A 24,189-nucleotide genomic window follows, 5' to 3' on the forward strand; every position below is an offset into this window, starting at 1 on the left:
CTAAAAAGAACATCAGCAGGTATCAGGCTAATAAACTTAGAAAGTTACATCGCAAAAGGGCATCCATAGAACCCATTATCGGACACATCAAACAAGATCACAGATTAAACCGCAACTTTTATAAAGGAATAGTGGGCGATAATATCAATATTATGCTTGCTGCTGCTGCTTTTAACTTCAAAAGGATGATGAATAAATGGAAATCATCTTTTGCCAGCTTCTTTTTACAATGGCAGCTCCTTCTAATGTGGGTATTTGATAAACTGACCAAAAAAAATCTGCAAGATCATTCAAATAAATTATACCCTGTAAAATTAAATTGGACTTTTTAAGGCTTGACTATTTACCATAAATTAACCCTTTCAGATACATTGTTTTAATGATATCTGGCTTTATTTATATCATAAAGTTTACAATGTTTTACCTATTGATATGTGGTATATAAATTTAATTTCCTGTCTATTTCTTAACTAAAGTTCACACGTAAGGAGGTTAATACGCCCAACTTTGCATCATAAATTTAAAATGATGCCATTAACCAAACAATTTAAAATTACCGGGAACAAACCCTGTAAAAAGATAACCGTAAACCTTAAACTATTTATGTTATGGATAGCTTTCTTGCATTTTGCAATAGCCGTAACAGCGCAAGATAAAGTTACCATAAGTGGTAGGATTAGCGATTCGGAAACTAAAGAATCTTTAATAGGTGTAAATGTATTTCTAAAAGAAATTAATAGTGTTACTAGCACTAATGAATATGGTTTTTATTCTATAACTGTACCTAAAGGAAACTATACTTTAAAAATAAGATTTATAGGTTTTGCTTCTTTAGAAGATTCATTAAAACTTAATGAGAGTTTAGTAAAAGACTACGCCTTAAAATCTAATGAGCAATCCTTAAATGAAGTAGTCGTATTAGGTGATAAAAACATAGCAGAAATACGTCGACCAGAAATGAGTGTAAATAAGCTTAGTGTTAGAGAAATTAAACAAATGCCAGTTGTATTAGGAGAAGTAGATGTTATAAAATCCATTTTACAACTGCCGGGTGTAACTAATGCCGGCGAAGGGCAATCTGGTTTTAATGTTAGAGGTGGTGGTGCAGATCAAAATTTAGTGCTGCTAGATGAGGCTACCATTTATAATTCATCCCATTTATTCGGATTTTTTTCTGTTTTTAATGCTGATGCCATTAATGATATTAAGCTTTATAAAGGTGGTATTCCTTCGCGTTTTGGTGGGCGATTATCATCTGTTTTAGAAATTTATCAAAAAGAAGGTAACAAGAACAATTTAAAATTTAGTGGTGGCATTGGATTAATTTCTAGCAGGCTGCTTGCAGAAGGACCTGTTAATCGTGGTAAAGGGTCTTTCTTACTTGCTGGTAGAAGTTCGTATGGGCACTTATTTTTAAAACTTACTGATATTAAAAGTGCCGCTTATTTTTATGATTTAAATACCAAGCTTAGCTACAGTCTTAATGATAAAAACAAGCTGTTTCTTTCTGGTTACTTTGGCAGAGATGCTTTTAATTTAAACCAAGATTTTATCAATACTTATGGCAATACTGTTTTTAATGCTAGGTGGAATAAATTATTTAGCGATAAATTATTCTCAAACCTTTCCCTTATCTACAGTGATTACTATTATGGTTTAGAAATTGGCTTCGCTGGTTTTAAATGGACTAGTAAAATACAAAACCTAAATCTTAAGTATGATTTTAAGCATTATTTACATAATGATTTAAAGTTAACCTACGGAATAAACGCTCAGCATCACTTATTTAACCCTGGTACAGTTACACCCATTGGAGAAAACTCTTCTATGAATAGAGATCAATTAGCAAAAAAGTATGCTCTAGAACCTGCAGTCTATTTTGATGTTGACCAAACAATTACAAAAAAACTTAAAGTAAATTATGGCTTACGGTATAGTATGTTTTACCGGTTAGGACAAGAAGATGTATTTATCTACGCAAATAACGAGGCGGTTAAATTTAATCAAGATTTAAAAATTTATGATAAAGCTACCCCTATTGGTGTTAAAAACTATCAGAACAACCAAAGTATTGCCAGCTTTAACAATTTAGAACCACGTATATCCCTTTCTTACGCTTTGGATGATGACCATGCTATTAAAACCAGTTATAATAGAATGAATCAATACCTGCATCTTTTATCTAATGCTCAATCTCCAACACCATTAGATATATGGGCACCAAGTGATAACTTCTTAAAACCTCAGTCCTTAGATCAAATTGCTATAGGTTATTTCCAAAATATTAACCAAGACAACTATTCTTTAGAAGTAGAAAGTTTCTATAAAAAGATTAAAAATAAGTTAGACTATATAGATGGTACCGATTTATTAGCCAATAAGGCTATAGAACAGGTGGTATTGAACGGAATTGCCAGATCTTATGGTTTAGAGATGATGTTTAGAAAAAATACAGGAAACTTAACTGGGTGGATATCTTATACCTTATCAAGATCAGAACAGCAAACGCCAGGTAGAAATGCTTTAGAATCTGGAATTAATAATGGCGAATGGTATAAATCTGTAGCCGATAAATTGCATAATCTTTCTATAACAGCTAGTTATAAATTTAGTGAAAAATGGCGTTTTGGTTCGATATTTACCTTACAATCTGGGCAGCCTATTACTTTACCAAATAGCAGATATCAGTTTCAAGACATTAGCATTCCTAATTTTGGATTAAGAAACCAAAATAACTTACCTACCTACCATCACTTAGATATTTCTGGCACATATACGCCAAAGCGTCATCAGCAAAAAAAATGGCAAGGTGAATGGGTTTTTAGTATTTACAATATTTATAACAGACAAAATGCCTCCAGTATTGCATTTAGGCAAAATACAGAAACAGGGGTAAATCAATCTAAAAAATTATCAATATTTGGTGCAGTACCAAGCTTCACCTATAACTTTAAATTTTAAAATCATGAGAAAAAAGATATCAATATTAGCTGTTCTGATTCCAGTTTTATTTAACAGCTGCGAGGAAGTGGTAAATATTAAACTTGACACACAATCTCCAAAATTAGTTGTGGATGCTGCTTTAGTTTGGATAAAAGGTACGGATGGAAAAAATCAAACCATAAAATTATCAAGCACTACAGGATATTATCAACAAGAGATACCCAAAGTTACTCAGGCAACTGTTTATATGGTAAACTCGGCAAATGTAAGATTTGATTTTTTAGAAGAATTAGATTTAAATAAACCAACTGGAAGATATACTTGCACTAACTTTATCCCCGTGATAGGTGAAACTTATACCTTAACTATTCTTTATAAAGGTGAAACCTATGAAGGAATAGAGACATTAATACCTGTTAATAAAATCGAAGATATTGAACAAAGAGATGATTTAGGAATAAACAGGGATGAATATGGAATTAAGGTAAATTTTAAAGATCCTTTCAATCAAAAAAACTATTACTTATTCAGTTTTGAAACTGCAAATAGAAAGTTTCCTGATTATGAAGTTTTTGACGATCAGTTTTTTGAAGGGAATCTAGGCTTTGGGGTATTTTCTGATGCTAAATCTAAGGTTGGAGATCATATAAAAATTAAGTTAAGAGGCGTATCTCAGAGGTATTTTAACTATATGAAAATATTAATTGGCACCGCAGACGGAGGCCAAGATGGTCCGTTTGGACCAATACCTTCTTCTAACATTAGGGGTAACATGATTAATAAAACTGTAAATGCTAATTACTGCCTAGGTTATTTTAGCCTTTCAGAAGCTGATGAGCTAAATTATATCTTAAAATAATCTTATTAGGACAGATAAATAGCTAGGCAGCATTCATTTATTAACCTAAGTTCATGAATGGTAGCTAGCCTTTGCTATAACTTTGACAAAGATTTGTTAAGCCTTTGAAATCTTTATTAAATCATCACCTGCTTAGCAAAGCAATTTTAACATGCTATCATTTATTAAAAAAACAAACATGAAAACTTTAACTACCCTTATTTTTACTTTTTTAACCATTACCACATTTGCACAAAACGGAGCTTATTCTAAAGGTGATAAATTACTAAACATTGGTATTGGTGTAAATTCTTACTATGACGGCGGAATACCCTTAGGGGCATCTTTTGAAAAAGGAATTACAGAAAATATCAGCGTTGGTGCCCAGGCAGACTTTTTATCAGCAGATTACGCTTCCATAAAATTTACTGCTTTATATATTGGATTGAGAGCTTCTTATCATGTTAACCAATTATTAAACATAGAAAATAATAAAATTGACCTTTACGGAGGACCAACTTTAGGTTATAGAAGTTTCACCTGGAAAGATGAAGATTTAAATTTAGGAGATGATTATGGAAGCGGCTTATTTCTTGGGGTTTATATAGGAGGAAAATACTATATCCATAAAAACATTGGCTTGTTTTCTGAGCTTGGCGCTATTGGCAGTACCAATGCCAGAATTGGAGTAGCCTTTAAACTAAACTAAAATCTTATATCATCTTCAAAAACAAAAAATTATTTATCATACAAAATATCATCATGAAAAATATAATTCTTACCCTGATTACCATTTCCTGTTTTTTAAGTTCTTGTAAAAAAGATGCTGACAACAATTCTAATAAAGCGTCCAGAACTTTAGTTTATGAGATAAACGGAAATTTTACTGGAAATTTCATAGCTTCTTACACCACAGCTGCTGGTGGTACCAGTAACGAGCAAATAACTATTTTACCATGGCGTAAAGAAATAACCTATAATAATAATGTTACTGCTGCAATTATAGCTTTATCTGGAAATGGAGGCATATCTGGACAAACCATCTCACTTACGATCAAGAGAGATAATAAACCAGCTATAAACCCTGTAAACATTATAGCCAACACCTCGGGGGCCTTTTCAGAAGCAGCACCAGTAATCGTTTTCTAAATTTAAAAGCGTATAAAGAGCTTCTTCTCATATTTTAATCACTTCTAATCATCAATTAAAACAGATTTTTATAGATTCTATATAGGATATTATCATCAAAAATTGCTAAGTTTACGTTTATCTATTATAATAAAGTATAAACCTATTTCCTTTAAAATTTATATTTGATGAAACCTTTATTTAGGAAAGTATCCGTAGAGATAGAGAGCTCTTTTAATATTAAGCATCATATTATGCCTAACTATGGAAATGTATGGCATTATCATCCAGAACTTGAATTACACTATAATATTGCTGGAGAGGGCGTACGTTTTATTGGTGATAACATCAGCAATTTCACACCCGGAGAGATTATCTTATTAGGAGAAAATTTACCTCATGCTTGGCGGTGTAATGAAGCTTATTATCAAAATAATACAGATTTAAATATTGAAGGTATAGTGATGCAATTTCGTCCAGATTGTTTGGGTAAAACCTTACTATCATTGCCTGAAACTTATCAAATATTAAAGCTATACGAAAAAGCAAAAAGCGGAATGGTGATCAAAGGAAAAGCAAAAGATAAAGTTGCTGATTTAATGTACAAAACCGCCCAAGCAGAAGGTTTAGATAGAATTATACTTTTACTTTCTATATTAAAGGTTTTAGCAGAAACTCATGAATATGAGCCTATAGTGAATGGGCAAGGGTCTTTTTATCAATCTAATGAGTCTGATACGATAAGGTTAAACAAAGTTTTTAATTATACACATAGTAATTATAAAAAAGATATAACCTTAGAAGAAATTGCGTCTATCAGTAATTTAAGTGTTACCTCCTTTTGTAGGTACTTTAAACTCATGACCAAAAAAACTTATTATGATTTTTTAATTGAAATTAGAATAAGCCATGCTTGCCGACTCTTGGTAGAAAATAAGTTACCTACCGAAGTGATATGTTTTGACTGCGGTTTTAATAATGTTTCAAATTTTTACCGCCATTTCAAAAAAATCACAGGGATGACTCCTCTTGATTATAAAAAGAAATACTTAGACAGGAGTTGATTTTTTCTAGAAAATGGTTATTTAAAATTGGTTATAAAAAAACCGAACTTAAAAAGTTCGGTTTTGTACCCAGAGCCGGGGTCGAACCGGCACATCCGAAGATATTGGTGTTTGAGACCAACGCGTCTACCAATTCCGCCATCTGGGCATTTTGGCAATCCCTATCTTTAAGACAGGGTTGCAAATCTATTAATTGATTCCCGTATTCGCAACAAATATTTTTTTCTGTAATAGATGTCTTTGATTTGCAGCAACAAAGCTTTTTTTTCTTCTGCTCCTTGCTCATCAAATTGATGGGTAAGTGATGCTAATGTTGTATCTAAACTATCTTCTATTTCTGCTACTTGTGCTTTTATTTGTTCTACTTTGGCTAAATCTTCATCGAATTCTAACTCCATCAAAGCCTCGTTTACATCCATCATTTCCATCAAAAAATCTTGTGGCAAAGCATACTTCTCTCCTTCTTCTAAAGCACCAAATAACTCTAAAACGTAGTTTAAACGCTTCTGCTCATGAGATAATACTTGATAAGCTTTATTATTTAAGGTAGATAAATCTAAGATTTCTTGCTGTTTCTCCTCAGACTCATTTACATAAAAATCCGGATGATATTCTTTACTTAAAGCATAAAACTTCCGCTTCACTACCTCTGCATCAGGGTGAAAAGAAACTGGTATTTCATAAAACTCGAAGTAATTCATTTTTTTAGTAAAAATTTAAAAGTAAAAAGCTGCCCTTGCATAATGCTTTGCGCCTTTAGCTTTTATCAGCTTTTAGCCTACTTGGTGAATGCTTTAAAAATATCGTTACCTAAAACAAAAACCATTAAAGTAGCTAATAAAACAAAACCTACAATTTGTGCTCGTTCCATAAACTTGTCGCTCAATGGTTTGCCTTTAATCATTTCTATCAATAAGAAAACGGCATGACCGCCATCTAAAGCTGGAATAGGTAATAAATTCATTAAAGCCAGTGCCATAGAAAGTAAACCTGTAATACCCCAGAATTTTACCCAATCCCAAGTGCCTCCATATAGTTTACGGGCAATTTCTACCGGACCAGAAAAAGCTTTATTAGCTTTAACCTCACCTTTAACTACCTTACCTAAACCTTTAGCGTTATCAGTTAAACTTCCCCATGCTTTAGCTGCACCAACCGGAAGCGCTTCAAAAAAGCCATATTTTTGTGTTTCTAATTTTAAATCTTCAATTTTAGGAGCAAAACCTATTGTACCTTCAGCAGTAACTAAAACTGGTAGAGAAAGTGTATCTGCTCCTCTTCTTATTGCGGCGGTTACTGTTTTACCTTTATTATCTTTTAAAACAGTTTGCAATTCATCAAAAAATACTGTCGATTTACCATTAATAGCATATATTAAATCGCCTTTTTTAATTCCTGCTTTAGCGGCATTACTACCCTCAACAACAGAGTCTACCGCAAATTTTAGTCTTGGTGCAACAAATTCGTCCACACCATAATCTGCAACAGTATTTAATATAGTTGCAGGTACTACTAAATTTTGCTCTTTACCATCTCTGATGATAGTAATAGTAGCGTTACCCATTAAAACCTCAGAACTGCTTAACTCGTTGAATTTTACAATTTCTTTGCCGTTGATAGCAACAACCTTATCACCTGTTTGTAAGCCTATTTCTTTACCAATAATACCAGGCGCTATCCCATTTCTAATTTCTTTGTTAGGGATGTAAGTTTCGCCATAAGTAAAAGTCAACATCCAGAAAATCAGAATACCTAAAATAACGTTTACTGTAACACCACCAAGCATTACAATTAAGCGTTGCCATGCTGGTTTTGCCCTAAACTCCCAAGGTTGCACCGGTGCTGCCATAGCTTCGGTATCCATAGATTCATCTATCATACCTGCTATTTTTACATATCCGCCTAAAGGCAACCAACCTATACCATATTCTACATCTTTATATTTAACACTAAATAATTTTACGCCCCAAGCATCAAAAAACAAATAAAATTTCTCTACTTTAATTCCAAATGCTCTTGCAGCCCAAAAATGCCCCAACTCGTGTAAAACTATTAAAATTGATAATCCCAGCAACAGCTGGCCAATCATAACTAAAACATCCATCTAATTTTCTTTTCTATTTTTATTTATATCAATTCTTCTGCAAATATTCTTGTTTGTTTATCTGTCTCAAAGTAATCGTCTAATATAGGGTTTTCTACAAAGCTTACCCTATCCATACAACGTTCTATGATATCACTCATTTGTAAAAATCCGATACGTTCTTTCAAAAATGCCGCAACCACTACTTCATTAGCCGCATTGATGATGCAAGACATATTTCCACCTTTTCTTAAAGCATCATAAGCTAAAGCCAAATTTCTAAAAGTTTGGGTATCGGCTTGCTCAAAACTAAGTTGAGGATAATCTAGAAAGTTAAATCGAGGAAAATCACTTACAATCCTATCGGGATGTGTAAAAGCATACTGAATTGGTAATTTCATATCTGGCAAACCCATTTGCGCTTTCATAGAGCCATCCTGAAATTGAACGATAGAGTGAATGATAGATTGTGGATGCACAATTACATCTATTTGCTCTACAGCTAAATTGAATAGCCATTTTGCTTCTATTACTTCTAAACCTTTGTTCATTAAAGAAGCAGAATCTATCGTGATTTTTGCTCCCATAACCCAATTAGGATGCTTTAAGGCTTCTTTAAAACTTACCTGAGCTAAATCTGATTTACTTTTACCCCTAAAAGGACCTCCAGATGCGGTAAGATAAATCTTTTCTATTGGCGATTGCTCGCCCACCAAACATTGGAAAATAGCCGAGTGTTCTGAGTCTACAGGTAAAATTTTAACATCATTTTCTTTTGCCAAAGCGGTTACTAAATCGCCAGCAACTACCATGGTTTCTTTATTAGCTAAAGCAATATCCTTTTTAGCTTTGATAGCCGCAATAGTAGGTTTTAAACCTGCAAAGCCAACTAAAGCCGTTAAAACCATATTTAACTGAGGTAAAACTACGGCCTCGCATAAAGCATCATGACCAGCCTTTACTTCAATATTTGTATGTGCTAGTGCTTTTTTTACTTCTGGATATTTACTTTCATCTGCAATAACAACCAACTGAGGTTGAAATAGCAAAGCCTGTTCTATCAATAAAAAAGCATTAGACTGAGCTGTTAATACCTCTGCTTTAAACAAATTTGGATTAGCCTTGATAACATCTAAAGCTTGTGTACCGATGCTTCCGGTAGAGCCTAATATGGCTATATGTTTAATTTTATTTGAATATGTATTTGTCAATTTTCGTTATGATAATTGGTAAGGAAAAAGTTTATCTGCCAAAGTTCTATCGTTTGCCAAACGAGGAACTTTATTTTGCCCACCTAGCTTACCTTCTGCCCGCATGAAATTAACAAAAGCTTCTGCTTGCAACGGTCTGATAATTAAAGGCTGTAATACCTTACCTTGAATTAAATCCTTATAATAAATATTTTTCAACTGTAATTGTTCGTCTACTTTGGCACTAAAAACAGCTAAATCAGCAGGTTGTTTTACGAATTCTACAAACCATTCGTGATATGGTAGCTCTCCAACGGGCGGATTAACCTGTGGTGCAACTGTAAACTCGGTAATTTCTAAACCTTCTTCTTTAGCTACATGAAGCAAAGCGTGTTCTACTTCTTCGCCTATCACATGCTCACCAAAAGCAGAAATATAATGCTTTATTCTTCCTGTCACCAGGATTTTATAAGGATTTTTAGAAATAAACTTCACCGTATCGCCAATGGCATATCCCCACAAACCAGCATTGGTACTCATGATTAAAGCATAATTTTTATTGAGCTCCACCTCGGCTAAGCTTAAGCGAGTTGGATTTTCATTAAAATATTCATCCGTAGGGATAAATTCATAAAATATACCAGCATCAGCTAAAAGCAACAAACCTTTATCTTGCTGAGAATCTTGAAAAGCAATAAAACCTTCTGAAGCCGGGTAAGTTTCTATGGTAGAAATTTTCTTGCCTATACTTTCTTCTATTCTTGCTCTGTAAGGCTCAAAATTAACCCCTCCGTAAACAAATAAGCTAAAATTTTTGAAGATATCTTTTATCTTTTTACCATTGGCTTTCGCCGATAAACGATCGAAATACATTTGGCACCAAGGCGGTATACCTGATATCAATCGCATATCTTCATGGAAAGTTTCTTCTACAATAGCGTCTACTTTTTCTTCCCAATCTGCAATACAATTTACCTGATAACTTGGTAACCTATTTTTTTGCAAATACTGCGGAACATGATGTGCGACAATGCCAGAAAGCCTTCCGAAAGAAATTCCAGCTTTTTTATCCATCTCTGGGCTACCTTGTAAGAATATCATTTTACCATCTACAAAACTAGCATCACCAGTTTCATGGATATAACATAATAAAGCATTTCTGGCTGCTTTAATATGCTCTGGCATAGATTCTTTAGAAAGCGGAATATATTTAACACCCGAAGTAGTTCCGGATGTTTTAGCGAAATAAAGAGGTTTTCCTTTCCATAAGACATCAGCTTCTCCTTTAACTACACGTTCTATATAAGGCTTTAAATCTTCATAATCCCTAACAGGAACATGCTTTTTAAAATCCTGATAGTTTTTAATATCCTGAAAATTATGGTCTTTACCAAATAAGGTATGTTTTGCCGTATTAATTAGGTTTGCTAATACTTGCTCTTGAGCCGCAATTGCATTAAATTTCCATTTATTTATGCCCCGCACTGCCCAGGCTGCAAATGGTTTACTTAACGCTGCTTTTAATCCCATAGTGTTGTTTATTCGGCAGATGGTAATTGGCCATCATGCTCTTGTACATAAGAGTTTACCAATTTACGATATGTTACAACCAATATCACATTTGTAAACGGATAAGTTACAATAATACCTACTCCTAATGCCAAAAAGCCTAATATTATAAAACCAACTACGATGAGTAAAACGGTTACTATCCTCAATAAATTATCTTGAGTAAGTGCCCTACTTTGTCTTAAAGACTCTATAGAATTAGAATCATCATCAACAATAAAACAAGGAAAAAACATAAAGCGCATAGTTACCATCATCAATAAAATAAAAGCAACAACAGCTAAAAGCTCTAATGCTATGGGGGTTACCTTTAATTGGTCCACAAATTTGCTAAAAGTATCCAGCGTAAGTAACTTTTGATAAATAAGGTTAAAAGTGGCTACAATGAATCCTAAAAACAAGGTTAAAGTAATAAAACTAGAAATGTTTTTCCAGGTTGGGATGACTGATTTTACTTCAATGTCTTCATTTTCTTTATCGATAAGATGGAAAGTAAGTTTATAAAAACCTAATGTTGCCATGCTGTTTAAAATCAATACCAAGAAAAGAATAATAAAGCTAAGAAAACCCCCGCTACCAATTAAAAACATAGAGGTAAATTGCATTAAAGCCAGTATAATAAAAGCTGTTACAGAATAGCCAATAATCACTAAAAAGTTTTTCTTGGTGATTTCCCATGAGGTTTCTAAAACTTCTATTACTGAAAAAGATTTCTCCATTTAAGATTTAAGGTATAAACTAATATTGATTGTTAATGTCTTGCTTTAATATTACACGTTTGCAATAATCTTGCACAAAACCAAAGCCATAAGCTGTTAGCTGTATGAAAGACGCAATAATGCTCAAAAATGCAACATTTAATGACTTATTTTTAAACAATGAATCAAAAAATATCAACATTATGTAAACCAGTAGCAATAAGTTGCCTAAAGCAGCCAAACTAATAGAAAAAAGGTTAAGCGTGATGACTAAAATTAAGAAAGCTGTAAAGGCCACAGGTAGTAAATGAACCGCTTTTAGGGTATCCGGATAACGGAGAAATAAATCTACCCGAGTGCGACCAAAGGAGTGGATTTGTTTCCAAAATTGTTTAAAACTTGTTCTTCTTTTGTGGTATACTTTAGCTTCTGGCACCAAAGCTATTTTAAAACCCATTTGATGTATACGGATAGATAAATCCATATCTTCTCCCATTCGGGTTAATTTGAAACCTCCGGTTTTTTCCCAAACTTCTCTGGAAATACCCATATTAAAGCTTCTTGGATGAAACTTTCCACCTGCATTTTTTTGCTTACTTCTAATCCCTCCGGTAGTTAAAAAGGATGTCATGCCGTAGCTAATAGCCTTTTGTACAGCTGTGAAAGAAGAATGTGCTTCATCCGGACCACCGTAAGCATCTAAATATTCCTGATAAAAGTGGTCTCTTAAAAGCTCTAAATAATTGTGCGGGATGATACAATCAGAATCAAAAAAGATAAAATAATCACCTTTAGCTCTTTCAAAACCATAATTACGAGCGAAGCCTTGTCCGGCATTTTCTTTATAAAAATAATGGATGTCTAACTGATTCTTAAAGCCCTCTATAATAGCCTTAGCATTATGCTTAGAGCCATCTTCTACCACCAAAACCTCAAAAGAAGTATAAGTTTGCTGCGTTAAACTTTCTAGCAGTTCTTTTATCTCTTGTGGCCTGTTGTATAATGGAATAATGATGGAAAAAAACATTTAAGATGAAGAGGTTAATGAGTTAATCCAGAACTTTTGATAACATCATGAAAATGAACCAAAAACTATATTTCTTTTTCTATTTGATACTGGTTTCTATTAACCGAGCTTCTTGAAACTAACTCGGCAACAAAGCCTGTTAAAAATAACTGTGCCCCTACTACTACTGCAACTAAAGCGATATAAAATAAAGGTTGCTCTGTTACTTCTCTTTGATAAGGAGTGTGCATAGCAATATGGTAAAGCTTTTCGCCTATAATCCATAAAGCCATAATACTACCGAAAAAGAAACTTAATACTCCCATCGTACCAAAAAAGTGCATGGGTCTTTTACCAAATTTACCTACGAAGAAGATAGAAAGTAAATCTAAAAAACCATTGATAAATCTGCTAAAACCAAATTTTGTAGTTCCGTATTTTCTGGCTCTGTGTTCTACAACTTGTTCTTCTATCTTATTAAAACCTGCCCATTTTGCAATTACAGGAATATAACGATGCATTTCGCCGTAAACCTCAATATTTTTTACTACTTCTTTACGGTAAGCTTTTAATCCGCAATTAAAATCGTGAAGATTGTGAATACCAGACATGCTTCTGGTAGCAGCGTTAAATAATTTAGTTGGGATGGTTTTACTTAGTGGGTCGTAACGTTTTTTCTTCCAACCAGAAATTAAATCTAACTTTTCTTCTTTTATACGACGGTAAAGTACCGGAATTTCATCTGGTGAGTCTTGCAAATCAGCATCCATAGTGATGACAACATCTCCCTTTACGGCATTAAAACCAACATTTAAAGCTGCGGATTTACCGTAATTTCTTCTAAATTTTATGGCTTTTATTTGCTCATGCTCTTGTTGTAATTCCTCTATTTTTTCCCAAGAACCATCATTACTACCATCATCGATTAAGATAATTTCATAACTGTATGCGTTCTTTTGCATTACTTGTCTTATCCATTGGGTAAGTTCTGGTAATGATTCTACTTCATTATATAAGGGTATTACAACTGAAATATCCATTTCTTAACATGAGCTTTATTTGGCAGCCAACCTATTTTATTGATGATTTATATTGATAATGAATATTTATGCTTCACTTTCGCTTTCTTCAAACATGGGTGCTTCTTTTTTAAAGATAGCTGCAAACACTAAACTTAAAGCTGCCCCAGTTAAAGTGTACATAATAGCTGTGGTTACGGCAGCTAAATAAGGTCCCCAGCTTCTAGCTATACTCATGGCGGCATCTATTTGCTTTGATGATTGACCTTGGTCTAACATCTGGTTTTCTGCTTCAACCAAACCCAATTCTAAAACATCAGGATTTAACCATTTTAAATAAACCATCATAAATAAACCCATCATTAAAGAAAGTAAAGAGCTAAATCTAAAGCCTGTATTAAATGCTCTACCAAAAGAGATATAGCCATCTAATTCCTTTTCTTTATGATTTTTGATGGCTAAAGCCAAGCAAGCTATAAAAGGAATATAAGTGATATAGTTTAATGCAGATTTTTGATCAACGTCTGCAAAGTAAAACACATAGGTTAAAATAACAATCATCACAAAAGCCAATAAAGCCCAGTAGCTTGCTGTTTTTGTTGGTCTAACTTCTAATTCTTTCATGGTTATGCTTGGTTATAATTTACTATTAAATCTAAAACAGCAGCATCAAAAGCCGGGTCTTCACTTAAAGCTTTAAACTCTTTTAAATACTGTGCATCAGGATTGATATTGAAGAAAAATGCCATCAACGGGAAAAACAATTCTCTAATTTCTGAATCTGGAGAAAGCTTTTTAGATATTCTAGCAATTTCTTGAATCGAGCTTTCCATTAATACTTGGTTGGCTATCACATCTTCATAAATTCGGTGCTCGTCTTGAAACTCATCCTCATCAACCAACAAAAACTCTTTTAAATAGTCGTCTAAAGAAGGGTTAATATCTTCATCATCACACTCTTTTAGATATAATAAAAGATTTAAAAGCTCGGTACCTCTATCAATAGTTTCTTCCTCTATTCTCTCCCATTCTGGAGATTCTAGATAATCTTCATCTAATTTTTTAGCGTCTTCGGCAAAAAAGTTGATTAACAACAAATCAAAAGTTAGCTCTCTTACCGGATCTAAAGCTGCTGAAGTATCAAAAATTTCATCCATAGCAGACAGTTTATCCATAAAATGCTGATCGGAACCAAAAATGGCTATTAACTGATTAAGTTCTTTTTGAGCCGATACACCTTCTAATGCAGAAAATGTATTAAAAAGGCTCTCTAATGCTGCTTTTACTTTTGTGTCCATAAGCTTTTGATTTTATTTAGCTTCGTAAAGCTGATGATTATTAATGGTTAACCAAACTTTTCCTTTTAATTTTTCTCCTATAAAAGGCGAGTTTTTAGATTTTGAATAATTATTTTCTGTGGTATAATCCCACTCGCTTTCATCAAACAGAGTTAAATTAGCCTGTGCCCCTTCTTTAATTTCTGGCTGCGGTAACCCTAAAATATCTCTTGGACCAATCACTAATTTTTCTACAATTTCTTGCGCATTTAAACCCGCTTTAAATAGTAATGGCAAAGCTGTCTGCAAGCCTGTGATGCCATAAGCAGCTGTTTCAAACTCTACTTCTTTAAACTCTATCTCGTGTGGCGTGTGCTGAGAAACAACAGCATCAATAGTGCCGTCTTTTATACCTGTTAGTAAAGCCTCAACATCAGCATTTGTTCTTAAAGGAGGTTTAACTTTGTAATGGGTATCAAAATCATGTAAAGCTTGTTCTGTTAAAACTAAATGATGGGCCGTAACATCGCAAGAAACCTGTAAACCTTTAGCTTTAGCAGCTTTAATAAGTTCAACGCTGTGTGCGGTAGAAATACTGGTAAAATGTATTTTAGATTGGGTATATTCTGCTAAATATAAATCCCTTACAATCATTAATTCTTCGGCAATGTTAGGAATACCTTTCATCCCTAAAAAGGTACTCATTTCACCCTCATTCATTTTAGCTTTTCCGGCTATGGAGCTATCTTCAGGATAAGAAATCACCAAAGCATCAAAACCTTTAGCATATAATAAGGCTCTTTCCATTAAACCAGCGTCTTGTACGGGTACTGTACCATCTGTAAAAGCTACAGCGCCAGATTGGGTCATATCATACATTTCTGCAAGGTCTTTACCTTCTTTCTTTTGCGAAATGGTTCCATAAGGATAAATATCAACTAATAATCCTTTAGCTCTGTTTTTTAAATATTCCACCTGAGCTTTAGCATCTACAGGTGGCTGCGTATTAGGCATAACACCAACCCCTGTAAAACCACCGGCAGCTGCTGCTGCACTACCACTTATAAAGTCTTCCTTATTTTCTAATCCTAACTCTCCTAAATTAGCATTCAAATCAAAAAAACCTACTGATAAGTATTTACCTTTTGCATCAATAGTTTTTGTTTCTGATGGCTTAATATCAGCGGCTATTTTACTAATGATACCATTTTCTATAAGCACATCAACTACTTTTAAATGATGCGAAGAGGCAGGACTTACAAGCGTACAAGATTTTATAAGGATATTCATGATTAATTTATTGCAGTTTTATTTGCCTGGATTTTGAAATACCTAACAAGAAGCATCTCAATAGCCAAAAATATCAAAACCAAAATTATACAAAGTTTCCATAAAGAAGCACCTAATTTCACTTCTTTTATCTGATTAGCTATGGATGAAGTATCAGCTTCAATAATTTCGGTATTTTTTCCAAAACTATTATCCAAATCAGCATCACTGGTATAGCTTAAATCAGACTCTTTTCTGCTTTGGTTAAAAGCCAGCATAGCAATTAATTTATCTTTTTTATAAAGGTCATAAAAACCTTGTTCTTTAACTTGGTCGGCAAAAAAAATAACCGTTCCTAAACTTGTATTTCTAAGTTCGGGTATAATTTCTTGTTGTGCCGATTTTAATGTCAAAACCTCACTAGCGGCTAAATCCACATTGTCTATTAAGGCTGTTTCCTGCATCCCTAAAATGTAAAACAGCGTTTGCTCTTGCCTTTTTAGCAATGCCATTTTAAATAAAAGTGGCAAAAACAAACCATGGTTAGTGAAATTAGAAATCTGTGGTTCTAGCGGTATAGCACTTAAATAAAGATTACCCTTCCCTACCTGATAAGCCTGCAAAAGAGGTAAAGCAGCATCAACCTCCATTAAATTTTGCTTATTGGTTTTGGTAACATTACTTAACTGGTAATAGCCAGATGTTTTAGGTAAATCTATTTGCTGAGGGATGTTTTCAAAAACGTTTTCAAAAACAGGATGCTTTAAATTTAAACTAGCTGCCATTACGCTATCTTTTTGGTAACGAATGGGATAGTTTACACCAGCTGCTTTTAGGAAATTGGTGTAAGAAACTAAATCTGCTTCTAAAGGCAAGAAAACACTTAAATTACCACCGTTTTTAATATAAGCTATCAATTGCTGACTTAAACCCTCAGAAATACGCTTTAAATTATGCAGTACAATTAAATGTTGCTGTTTTAAATCGCTATAATTTATTTGGCTTTCGCCGATGCTTTGTACTTTGAAAAAGCTATCCGTATCAAAAGCTGACGCTATAGCATTAGTTTCTATAATTGAATTGATGATGGTTATAGGAAGGTCTTTTTTAACCTGAAAAGCAAAAAATAAAGCATCATCAAAAACCATTGGATAATCTTTAACCCTTAACTCTCCTTTTTGCCAGCCGGTATTTAAACCAGAAAAAGTAAGGGTATCTAAACTGCTTTCTCGTGGTGCTATAGCTACTTTGCCAATGGTCTTGATTTGATTATTGATTTTTAAAGTAAGCGATACATCTGTCAGGCTTTTATCAGAATAATTTTTTACCCTTACTACCAATTGTTCTTTACTTTGCGGACGATGCAAAGGAGAAATAAACCAAACGCTATCTACCGCAACATTGGGTAAGCTATTGGCTTTTAGTTTAATGAGATGATATTTTACTGTGCTATCTTTTTGTAACTGGAGATTATCTTGCTGCTGAAAATCAGACACCAGATAAGCGTGTTTTTGATAGCCGTTGTTGGTCTTAAAAAATCGTTCTTGTTGATTTAAAATTTGCTGATAATCATTTGTTCTGGCACTAATTTCTAAAGCATTTAAAGCTTCAAGAAAGGCTTCTTTATCTAACAATCTGTTTTGCGAGCCGTTAAAATCATTACTCAAAAGCTGAAATTTATCGGTTAAACCATAAGTAGCTACAATTTCTTTGGCTTTACGTTTGGCTTCGTCTAACAAGCGACCATCCTGGTTTACAGCTTCCATAGAGTAGGAATTATCTATGTAAATGCTTACCAAATGGCTTTGGTTGGCAGAGAAAGTATTTTCTTGCGGGATATAAGGTTTGGCAAAAGCTAAAACCAAAAAAGTAATAGCTAAAATCCTACTCAGTAAAATTAAACGCTCTTTTATGTTCCGTCTGGATGAAGTTTGCTGTTGTATATCCTTTAAAAAGCTGGTATTTGAGAAATAAACTTTTTTGAACTTTCTAAAATTGAAAAGATGAATAATCACCGGAATGGCAATTAATAATAATCCGAAAAGAAATTCAGGATAATAAAGCTTCATTAAGCATCAAATATATTAATAAATCTGATTAGTTAACGGTGGTTTATACAACAAAATGCTATTGACATGGCATTAACCTACTTAAAATTATGAGGTATTAAAATTTCTTCATCAATATAATTTTTTATTGCTTTCATTCGCATTCCACCAATGGAGTTTACGCATATAATTTACTTCTAAAGTGTAAAAATTAAACTCAGCGGTTACCTTTCCTTTAAGCAGATAACAGCCTTTTCCTTTAAAAGTATATTTGGCTGCCACATCTGGAAATAAAACAGTATCTATCCAATTGCCATCTTCATCTAAAAAAGTTCCAAAATACATCACTACCCCGTGTTTGGTACGGGCATATTTGGTAGTTACTAAATGTCCAATAATTTGTACTTCTTGGTTCAAATATTCAGGAATATCCTTTGCTTTTATCCCTTTAATATCGGGCTCATCAATCAATTTAAAAGGTGGATGAATGGTAAAACCTAGAATTTCCAGCTCATCTAGCATATCATTACGTTCATCATAATGCAATGGAGGCATGTTAAAATCGCTATTTATAGGTTGCCTAAACAAGGTATCTTGTATAGGAGCTTGTAAGGGTTTATTTAATAAAAAATGTACCTCCCAAAGTAAGGCTTGCTTGCTTTTTTGGGTAAACCTAAAAGCTCCAATTCTGACAAGTATGATGGTTTGTTCTAAACTAATAGCTGTACGTTCAACAAAATTTGCCATGCTGATGTAGGGTTCCTGCTGTCTTTGGTATAATATGTTCTCTATCACCCTGTCTTCTAGGTTTACAATATGCCTAAATCCTAAATAAATGGTTGTATTTGAGATATGAGTAAGGTAATGGCTTTGGTTAACACAAGGCAATTCTACTCTGGCACCAGCTTTACGGGCTTCGTGTACATAAAACTCGGTTTGGTAAAAACCACCTGCATTATTGATAACCCCTACCATAAACTCCAAAGGAAAATGTGCCTTTAAGAACATACTTTGGTAGCTTTCTACCGCAAAAGAAGCCGAATGCCCTTTGGCAAAAGAATAACCAGCAAAAGACTCTATCTGTCGCCATATTTCTGCTGCTAAAGCTGGCTCGTAACCTAGTTGTTGGCAATTTTTAAAGTATTTATCTCTAACCATCAAAAACTCGTTTCTAGAACGGTATTTACCAGACATCCCTCTTCGTAAAACATCCGCTTCTGCTAAATCTAGTTGAGCAAATTCATGCGCTACTTTAATAACATCTTCTTGATAAACCATGATACCATAAGTTTCTTTCATCAAGCCCCACATCGTTGGATGGGCGATAGATTTTCCTTTATCAGGCATTTGATGGCGTAAAACATATTCTCGCATCATGCCAGATTGTGCCACACCAGGCCTAATGATAGAACTTGCTGCTACCAACGTGAGATAGTTGTTACAAGCTAGTTTTGCCAGCAACATCCGCATGGCTGGAGATTCTACATAAAAACATCCCATTAGGTTACCACGCTCCAGATGTTCTATAATCTTTTTATCTTTCATGAAGCGAGGAACATCATGGATATCAATAACTACTCCTCTATTTTCTTGCACAATACTGATGGTGTCTTTGATATGTCCTAAACCACGCTGACTTAAAATATCAAACTTATAAAGTCCTAAATCTTCGGCATTATACATATCAAACTGGCTTATAGGAAAACCTTTTGGCGGATGCGAAGTAGCTGTATAACAGTAAATAGGCTTTTCAGAAATTAAAATTCCACCGGCATGTATACTCAGATTACGCGGAAACTCATGAAGTGCTTTAGCAAAAGCTACAACCTCTATATGTAATGGTTCTAGGGTATTTGGTTGCTCTAACCGAGTTAATATTTCTTCTATTTCTGCAAGGGGTAAACCATAAACTTTACCAAGCTCTCTTGTAGCAGATTTAACCTGAAAAGTAGTGTAAGTTGCCTGTAAACAAGTATGTTCTGTACCGTATTGATCAAATATAAACTGGATAATTTCATCCCTATCCTGCCAAGAAAAATCAATATCAAAATCTGGTGGATTTTTACGATACACATTCATAAAACGCTCGAAATACAAATCGAGCTCAATGGGATCCACATCAGTTATTTTTAAACAATAAGCTACAATACTATTAACTCCACTACCTCTTCCTATATAGTAAAAACCACGTCTATTAGCAAAAGAAATAATTTCATGATTGATTAAAAAATAAGACACATAACGTTGCTGCTTAATGAGATTTAGTTCTTTTTTTATACGATTTTCTATCTTAGCTGTTAAGTTTTTATACCTAACTTTTGCGCCTTCATAGGTAAGTTTTTTTAGCTTTTCAAAATCCAGATTTAGCGCTTCTTCAAATTGCAGATGCGAGCTTAAAACGGCTTTATTTTTGTGTTGGCCCAGTTTAAAATCTACAGGTTTACAAGCATATAATAATTGTGCTGTTTGAGCCAAAATTTGTGGGTAATCCTGATAAGCATCGGCGAAAGCCATTTCATCTAAAAAAACTTCTTTTCCGCTAGTGCTTAGCTCTGGCATTTTAGAAAGAATGGTGTTCTCATCTATACAACGTAATAATTTATGTGGCTGCCAATCTTTAGCCTCGTTAAAACAAACTGTATGTAGCAATACCATTTTATGGCGGATTTTATGGTATCTTGACAAGTGGATATAATGTAAATCGTTAGGTTTTACCCCTATAAATTCGTTATTTTGAAGCTCTGTGAATACCTTATCAGGATGAAAAGGATAAACTACAAAGCTATTCTTCAAGTAAGGACATCTCTCAGGAATAGTAGTTTTTTCTTTTAGATAGGATGACAGTAAACGATTAAGTTCTTCAAAACCTTTTTCATTTTTGGCTATACCGATGAATTGCTGCTTCACACCGTTCCTAAAATCTATACCGGGGATGATATCTAAACTACCTTTAGACTCTCTAACACATTCTATAATAGCCGATGTGTTATTGATATCCGCTACAACCAAACGCTCTAAGCCTATAGCCCTAGCCTGTTGTACCAAATCCTGTGGTTTGATAGTACCGTACAGAAAACTAAAGTAGGTTTGACAATGGAGGTACATTTAGATGGTTAGTTTGTTGGGTGGTTAGGTTATTAGTTTGTTAGGTGGTTAGTATCATTAGTCACTAGTTTGTTGGGTGATTGGTCATTAGTTTGTTGGGTGATTAGTCATTGATTGGCTAGTACCGATAGCTGTGGCGAGTTAGTATCATTAGTCATTAGTTCATTAGGATGGTTAGTTCATCGTGATAAGGAACGAACTAGCAAACTCATTTTATACTATTTCCACCCTAGACTTCGGACGGCGGTCCTCGGTCTTCGGACTTTCCACTCTCAACTCCAGACTTCGGGCGGCGGTCTTCAGACTTTTTATGTCATCCCATTAAACGGATTAAAACTTCTATTTTCTATACCCATGCCTATGGCCCTGAATACGGTTTTGCTACCAAATCTTTTATTGAGTTTGTCCATAGCTTGATAAAGATGAATTTGCTCTTCGCTATCTTGAAAAAGATTAATTTGATGATGCCCATGAACCAAATTGCTAAAACGTACACCTATAAGTCTGATGAGCATACGGCGGTTATACAATTTCTTAAAAAGCTCTTTTACTTGCGGAATAAGCAGGTGATCTGCCGAAGTATAAGGAACCTTAATTTGTTGTGTATGGGTATTAAAATCAGAATATCGTATTTTAACGGCTACGCATCCACACAAAAAATGTTCTTTCCGCATTTTAGAACATAAATCTTCTGTCATAGAAACCAGTAAAGCTTCCAGCATTTCTACATCCATAGTATCTTGCTCAAAGGTATTTTCGCTAGATAAGGATTTACGCTCTGTATAAGGCACCACCGGACTTAAATCTATACCATTTGCTTTCTCCCATATCATAATACCCGATTTTCCAAAGGCAGATTCTAGCAAGCGACAAGGCATTTCTTGTAAAGTTTGTACCTTTTGTACACCCATTCTGCGTAAGCTTTCTGCTGTTTTATCGCCAATCATGGGAATTTTCTGGACTGGAAGAGGAGCTAAAAAAGGGCGCTCGGTACCATAATCTACATGTTTATAACCATTAGGTTTAGCTAAACCAGTAGCTACTTTAGAAACTGTTTTATTTTTTGATAAACCAAAAGATATAGGCAACCCGGTTTCATATATTACCTTTTCCCTCAGTTCTGTTGCGTGTTTTAAAGTCCCGAAAAACTTATCCATACCCGTCATATCTATATAAAACTCGTCGATAGAGGTTTTCTCAAAAACCGGAACTTGTTCATCTATAATTTGAGTAACTTCTAAAGATGCTTTGCTGTAACTTTCATAATCTCCACGGATAAAAATCAAATCAGGACAAAGCTGTTTGGCTAGTTTACCGGGCATAGCCGAGTGTACACCGTATTTTCTAGCCTCGTAGCTACAAGAAGCTACTACGCCACGGTCTCCGGAACCGCCTATAGCCACAGGCCTGTTTAACAAACGTGGATTGCTACGACATTCTACCGAAACAAAAAAAGAATCTAAGTCTATATGTATGATTTGCCTTTCCATCCTATCCAAATTCTTTATTTTTAAAACTAAATAAATTAGTTTTTATACAAAATTACTAAATTATTTAGCTAAAAATACTAGTACTTTTACAAATTATTTTAAAGAAAATAATTGTCAAAAAAATTAGAATGGCTAGTAAAAATTTACACAACAAACTATTGTGATTTGTATGATTATTTTTACTTTTGAGGATATGATTTTTTCTACTAAAAGGATATTCATCTCATTAACAGTTATTGTACTTCTGGTATCATCGGTACTGGCTGGTATACATCCTTTTACCAATCAACAAAAAAATCATAATACCCAAAACACTTCTTTAATACTTGTCAAAAAAGACTCTTCAGTTGTAAAGAAAACCACAACAACTACACCTGCTAAAGAAATCAAGAAAGAAACGCCTTCATCAAAATCCTTTAAAGACTTTATTAACTTTGATGCTGATGAAGAAAAAAAAGAAAACAACAATAGTTTTTCTTTGTTCCCTCTGCTCAAACAAGGGTTAAAAGTCATCCTTAATCAGATGACGAAATAACGTTTGTTTATCTACATTAGCAAATTAATTTATAATCATACACCATGAGGAAAACTTATATCCACGCTGCATTATGTGCTGCTTTAATAGCTAGTTATGGCTGCAACAATCAGCAATCTGGAAAAGAAACAAAAGACTCTACAGCAGTAGCGGCAGAAGCCAGCGTACCAGTGACATTTAAAGACAGCAAAGCAGATAGTATTTACCAAGGTTATATCAACTTAAAAAATGCTTTAGTTGCCAATAATGAGGAAGATGCAAAACAAGCAAGTGCTACTTTAGAAGGTATTTTAAAAAGTACTAATGATTCTTTAGTGGTACAAGCAGGAAAAATTAATGCTGCTGCTAGTATTGCTGATAAAAGACTAGCTTTTAATGATTTTACAGAGAATATTCTAAAAGAAATACGTACTCAAGTAAGCAGTGGAACCATATATAAGCAATATTGCCCTATGGCTAATGATGGTAAAGGAGGTTTTTGGCTGGCAAGTGAGAAGGAAATTAAAAACCCTTATTACGGAGAGGCCATGTTATCTTGCGGTACGGTAGAAGAAGAAATAAAATAGCTATCACAGATTTATCTGATGATTAAAAACAAAAAAGAGGCTGTCTCAGAAATAAACTGAGGCAGCTTTTTTATTTTCCATCAAATTTGTCAAGTATTTTTTGTTTAGGCTTATTACTTAGATATGTAATGGCTCAATAGAGAAGCTAAAGCCTTAAAATGGGAGAAAACAGCTTTTCTAAGCTGCTTTTTTTCTTAAGTTATGAGCAATAGCGATTAAACCCCATTCTATTTCCACTTTTTTCTTACCTCTGAGCATAAATCTCTTAAAGCCATGATTATGCTTGATATTTCCAAAGACCGGTTCAACATCATAATACCTTTTTTTGCGATGCATTATTCCTTGTTCTGAATTTAGAAGC

General features: G+C 33.9%; 22 protein-coding genes and 1 tRNA gene. 8 read left to right on the forward strand and 15 right to left on the reverse strand.

Annotation, left to right across the window (positions count from 1 at the left end; genetic code table 11):
• The 6 genes from H510_RS20505 to H510_RS0111850 form a co-directional block, all read left to right on the forward strand.
• A partial coding sequence (locus H510_RS20505; RefSeq protein WP_036692698.1) for a transposase occupies positions 1-332 on the forward strand: 332 nt, incomplete at its 5' end.
• A 193-nt stretch (positions 333-525) separates the two neighbouring features.
• Positions 526-2,961: a TonB-dependent receptor gene (locus H510_RS0111830; RefSeq protein ID WP_245584830.1), complete on the forward strand. Its 2,436-nt coding sequence runs from the start codon at positions 526-528 to the stop codon at positions 2,959-2,961.
• A 4-nt stretch (positions 2,962-2,965) separates the two neighbouring features.
• Positions 2,966-3,802, forward strand: a complete 837-nt coding sequence (locus H510_RS0111835; RefSeq protein WP_026904524.1) for a DUF4249 domain-containing protein — start codon at positions 2,966-2,968, stop codon at positions 3,800-3,802.
• A 178-nt stretch (positions 3,803-3,980) separates the two neighbouring features.
• Positions 3,981-4,490 carry a hypothetical protein gene (locus H510_RS0111840; RefSeq protein WP_155977952.1) on the forward strand — a complete coding sequence of 170 codons (510 nt, stop codon included), beginning with the start codon at positions 3,981-3,983 and terminating at the stop codon, positions 4,488-4,490.
• Positions 4,491-4,543: 53 nt separating this feature from the next.
• A complete protein-coding gene (locus H510_RS0111845) occupies positions 4,544-4,930 on the forward strand; it encodes a hypothetical protein (protein ID WP_026904526.1) in 387 nt (128 codons plus the stop codon).
• Positions 4,931-5,097: 167 nt separating this feature from the next.
• Positions 5,098-5,973 (forward strand): AraC family transcriptional regulator, encoded by an 876-nt coding sequence (locus H510_RS0111850; RefSeq protein ID WP_026904527.1) that lies wholly within the window; start codon positions 5,098-5,100, stop codon positions 5,971-5,973.
• Between the two features lie 66 nt (positions 5,974-6,039).
• On the opposite strand, the gene H510_RS0111855 is transcribed toward H510_RS0111850, so the two are convergent.
• The 14 genes from H510_RS0111855 to dinB form a co-directional block, all read right to left on the reverse strand.
• Positions 6,040-6,121: transfer RNA gene (locus tag H510_RS0111855), tRNA-Leu, on the reverse strand.
• Between the two features lie 19 nt (positions 6,122-6,140).
• Positions 6,141-6,674 (reverse strand): Fe-S protein assembly co-chaperone HscB, encoded by a 534-nt coding sequence (gene hscB, locus H510_RS0111860; RefSeq protein ID WP_036692701.1) that lies wholly within the window; start codon positions 6,672-6,674, stop codon positions 6,141-6,143.
• Between the two features lie 77 nt (positions 6,675-6,751).
• Positions 6,752-8,077, reverse strand: a complete 1,326-nt coding sequence (gene rseP / locus H510_RS0111865) for an RIP metalloprotease RseP (protein ID WP_026904529.1) — start codon at positions 8,075-8,077, stop codon at positions 6,752-6,754.
• Between the two features lie 23 nt (positions 8,078-8,100).
• Positions 8,101-9,243 carry a 1-deoxy-D-xylulose-5-phosphate reductoisomerase gene (locus H510_RS0111870; RefSeq protein WP_026904530.1) on the reverse strand — a complete coding sequence of 381 codons (1,143 nt, stop codon included), beginning with the start codon at positions 9,241-9,243 and terminating at the stop codon, positions 8,101-8,103.
• Between the two features lie 30 nt (positions 9,244-9,273).
• Positions 9,274-10,776 (reverse strand): GH3 auxin-responsive promoter family protein, encoded by a 1,503-nt coding sequence (locus tag H510_RS0111875; protein WP_026904531.1) that lies wholly within the window; start codon positions 10,774-10,776, stop codon positions 9,274-9,276.
• Positions 10,777-10,784: 8 nt separating this feature from the next.
• On the reverse strand, positions 10,785-11,534 hold the full coding sequence (locus tag H510_RS0111880; protein ID WP_026904532.1) for a DUF7847 domain-containing protein: 750 nt from the start codon (positions 11,532-11,534) through the stop codon (positions 10,785-10,787).
• A 19-nt stretch (positions 11,535-11,553) separates the two neighbouring features.
• The gene (locus H510_RS0111885) at positions 11,554-12,540 is read right to left on the reverse strand and encodes a glycosyltransferase family 2 protein (RefSeq protein WP_026904533.1); all 987 of its coding nucleotides are present in this window, start codon (positions 12,538-12,540) and stop codon (positions 11,554-11,556) included.
• A 65-nt stretch (positions 12,541-12,605) separates the two neighbouring features.
• Positions 12,606-13,559, reverse strand: a complete 954-nt coding sequence (locus tag H510_RS0111890; protein WP_026904534.1) for a glycosyltransferase family 2 protein — start codon at positions 13,557-13,559, stop codon at positions 12,606-12,608.
• Between the two features lie 66 nt (positions 13,560-13,625).
• Positions 13,626-14,162, reverse strand: a complete 537-nt coding sequence (locus H510_RS0111895; RefSeq protein WP_026904535.1) for a DUF4199 domain-containing protein — start codon at positions 14,160-14,162, stop codon at positions 13,626-13,628.
• A gap of 2 nt (positions 14,163-14,164) precedes the next feature.
• Entirely contained in the window at positions 14,165-14,836 is a 672-nt protein-coding gene (locus H510_RS0111900; RefSeq protein WP_026904536.1) for a hypothetical protein, read from the reverse strand.
• Positions 14,837-14,848: 12 nt separating this feature from the next.
• Positions 14,849-16,105 carry a dihydroorotase gene (locus tag H510_RS0111905; RefSeq protein ID WP_026904537.1) on the reverse strand — a complete coding sequence of 419 codons (1,257 nt, stop codon included), beginning with the start codon at positions 16,103-16,105 and terminating at the stop codon, positions 14,849-14,851.
• A gap of 2 nt (positions 16,106-16,107) precedes the next feature.
• Positions 16,108-18,153: a BatA domain-containing protein gene (locus tag H510_RS0111910; protein ID WP_026904538.1), complete on the reverse strand. Its 2,046-nt coding sequence runs from the start codon at positions 18,151-18,153 to the stop codon at positions 16,108-16,110.
• Positions 18,154-18,264: 111 nt separating this feature from the next.
• The gene (locus tag H510_RS0111915; protein WP_026904539.1) at positions 18,265-21,237 is read right to left on the reverse strand and encodes a DNA polymerase III subunit alpha; all 2,973 of its coding nucleotides are present in this window, start codon (positions 21,235-21,237) and stop codon (positions 18,265-18,267) included.
• A gap of 308 nt (positions 21,238-21,545) precedes the next feature.
• A complete protein-coding gene (dinB, locus tag H510_RS0111920; protein WP_026904540.1) occupies positions 21,546-22,727 on the reverse strand; it encodes a DNA polymerase IV in 1,182 nt (393 codons plus the stop codon).
• Between the two features lie 169 nt (positions 22,728-22,896).
• Here dinB and H510_RS0111925 point away from each other — a divergent pair, with 169 nt between their 5' ends.
• Both H510_RS0111925 and H510_RS0111930 read left to right on the forward strand, forming a co-directional pair.
• Positions 22,897-23,262, forward strand: a complete 366-nt coding sequence (locus H510_RS0111925) for a hypothetical protein (protein WP_026904541.1) — start codon at positions 22,897-22,899, stop codon at positions 23,260-23,262.
• A 44-nt stretch (positions 23,263-23,306) separates the two neighbouring features.
• Positions 23,307-23,828, forward strand: coding sequence for a DUF3347 domain-containing protein (locus tag H510_RS0111930; RefSeq protein WP_026904542.1), 522 nt, complete (start codon positions 23,307-23,309; stop codon positions 23,826-23,828).
• A 177-nt stretch (positions 23,829-24,005) separates the two neighbouring features.
• Here the strand turns inward: H510_RS0111930 and H510_RS18785 are convergent.
• Positions 24,006-24,189: transposase (locus tag H510_RS18785; RefSeq protein WP_036692705.1), on the reverse strand; the 184-nt coding region annotated here is incomplete at its 5' end.

Origin of the sequence: Pedobacter glucosidilyticus DSM 23534, from assembly GCF_000425145.1 — a bacterium.
Classification (GTDB): domain Bacteria; phylum Bacteroidota; class Bacteroidia; order Sphingobacteriales; family Sphingobacteriaceae; genus Pseudopedobacter; species Pseudopedobacter glucosidilyticus.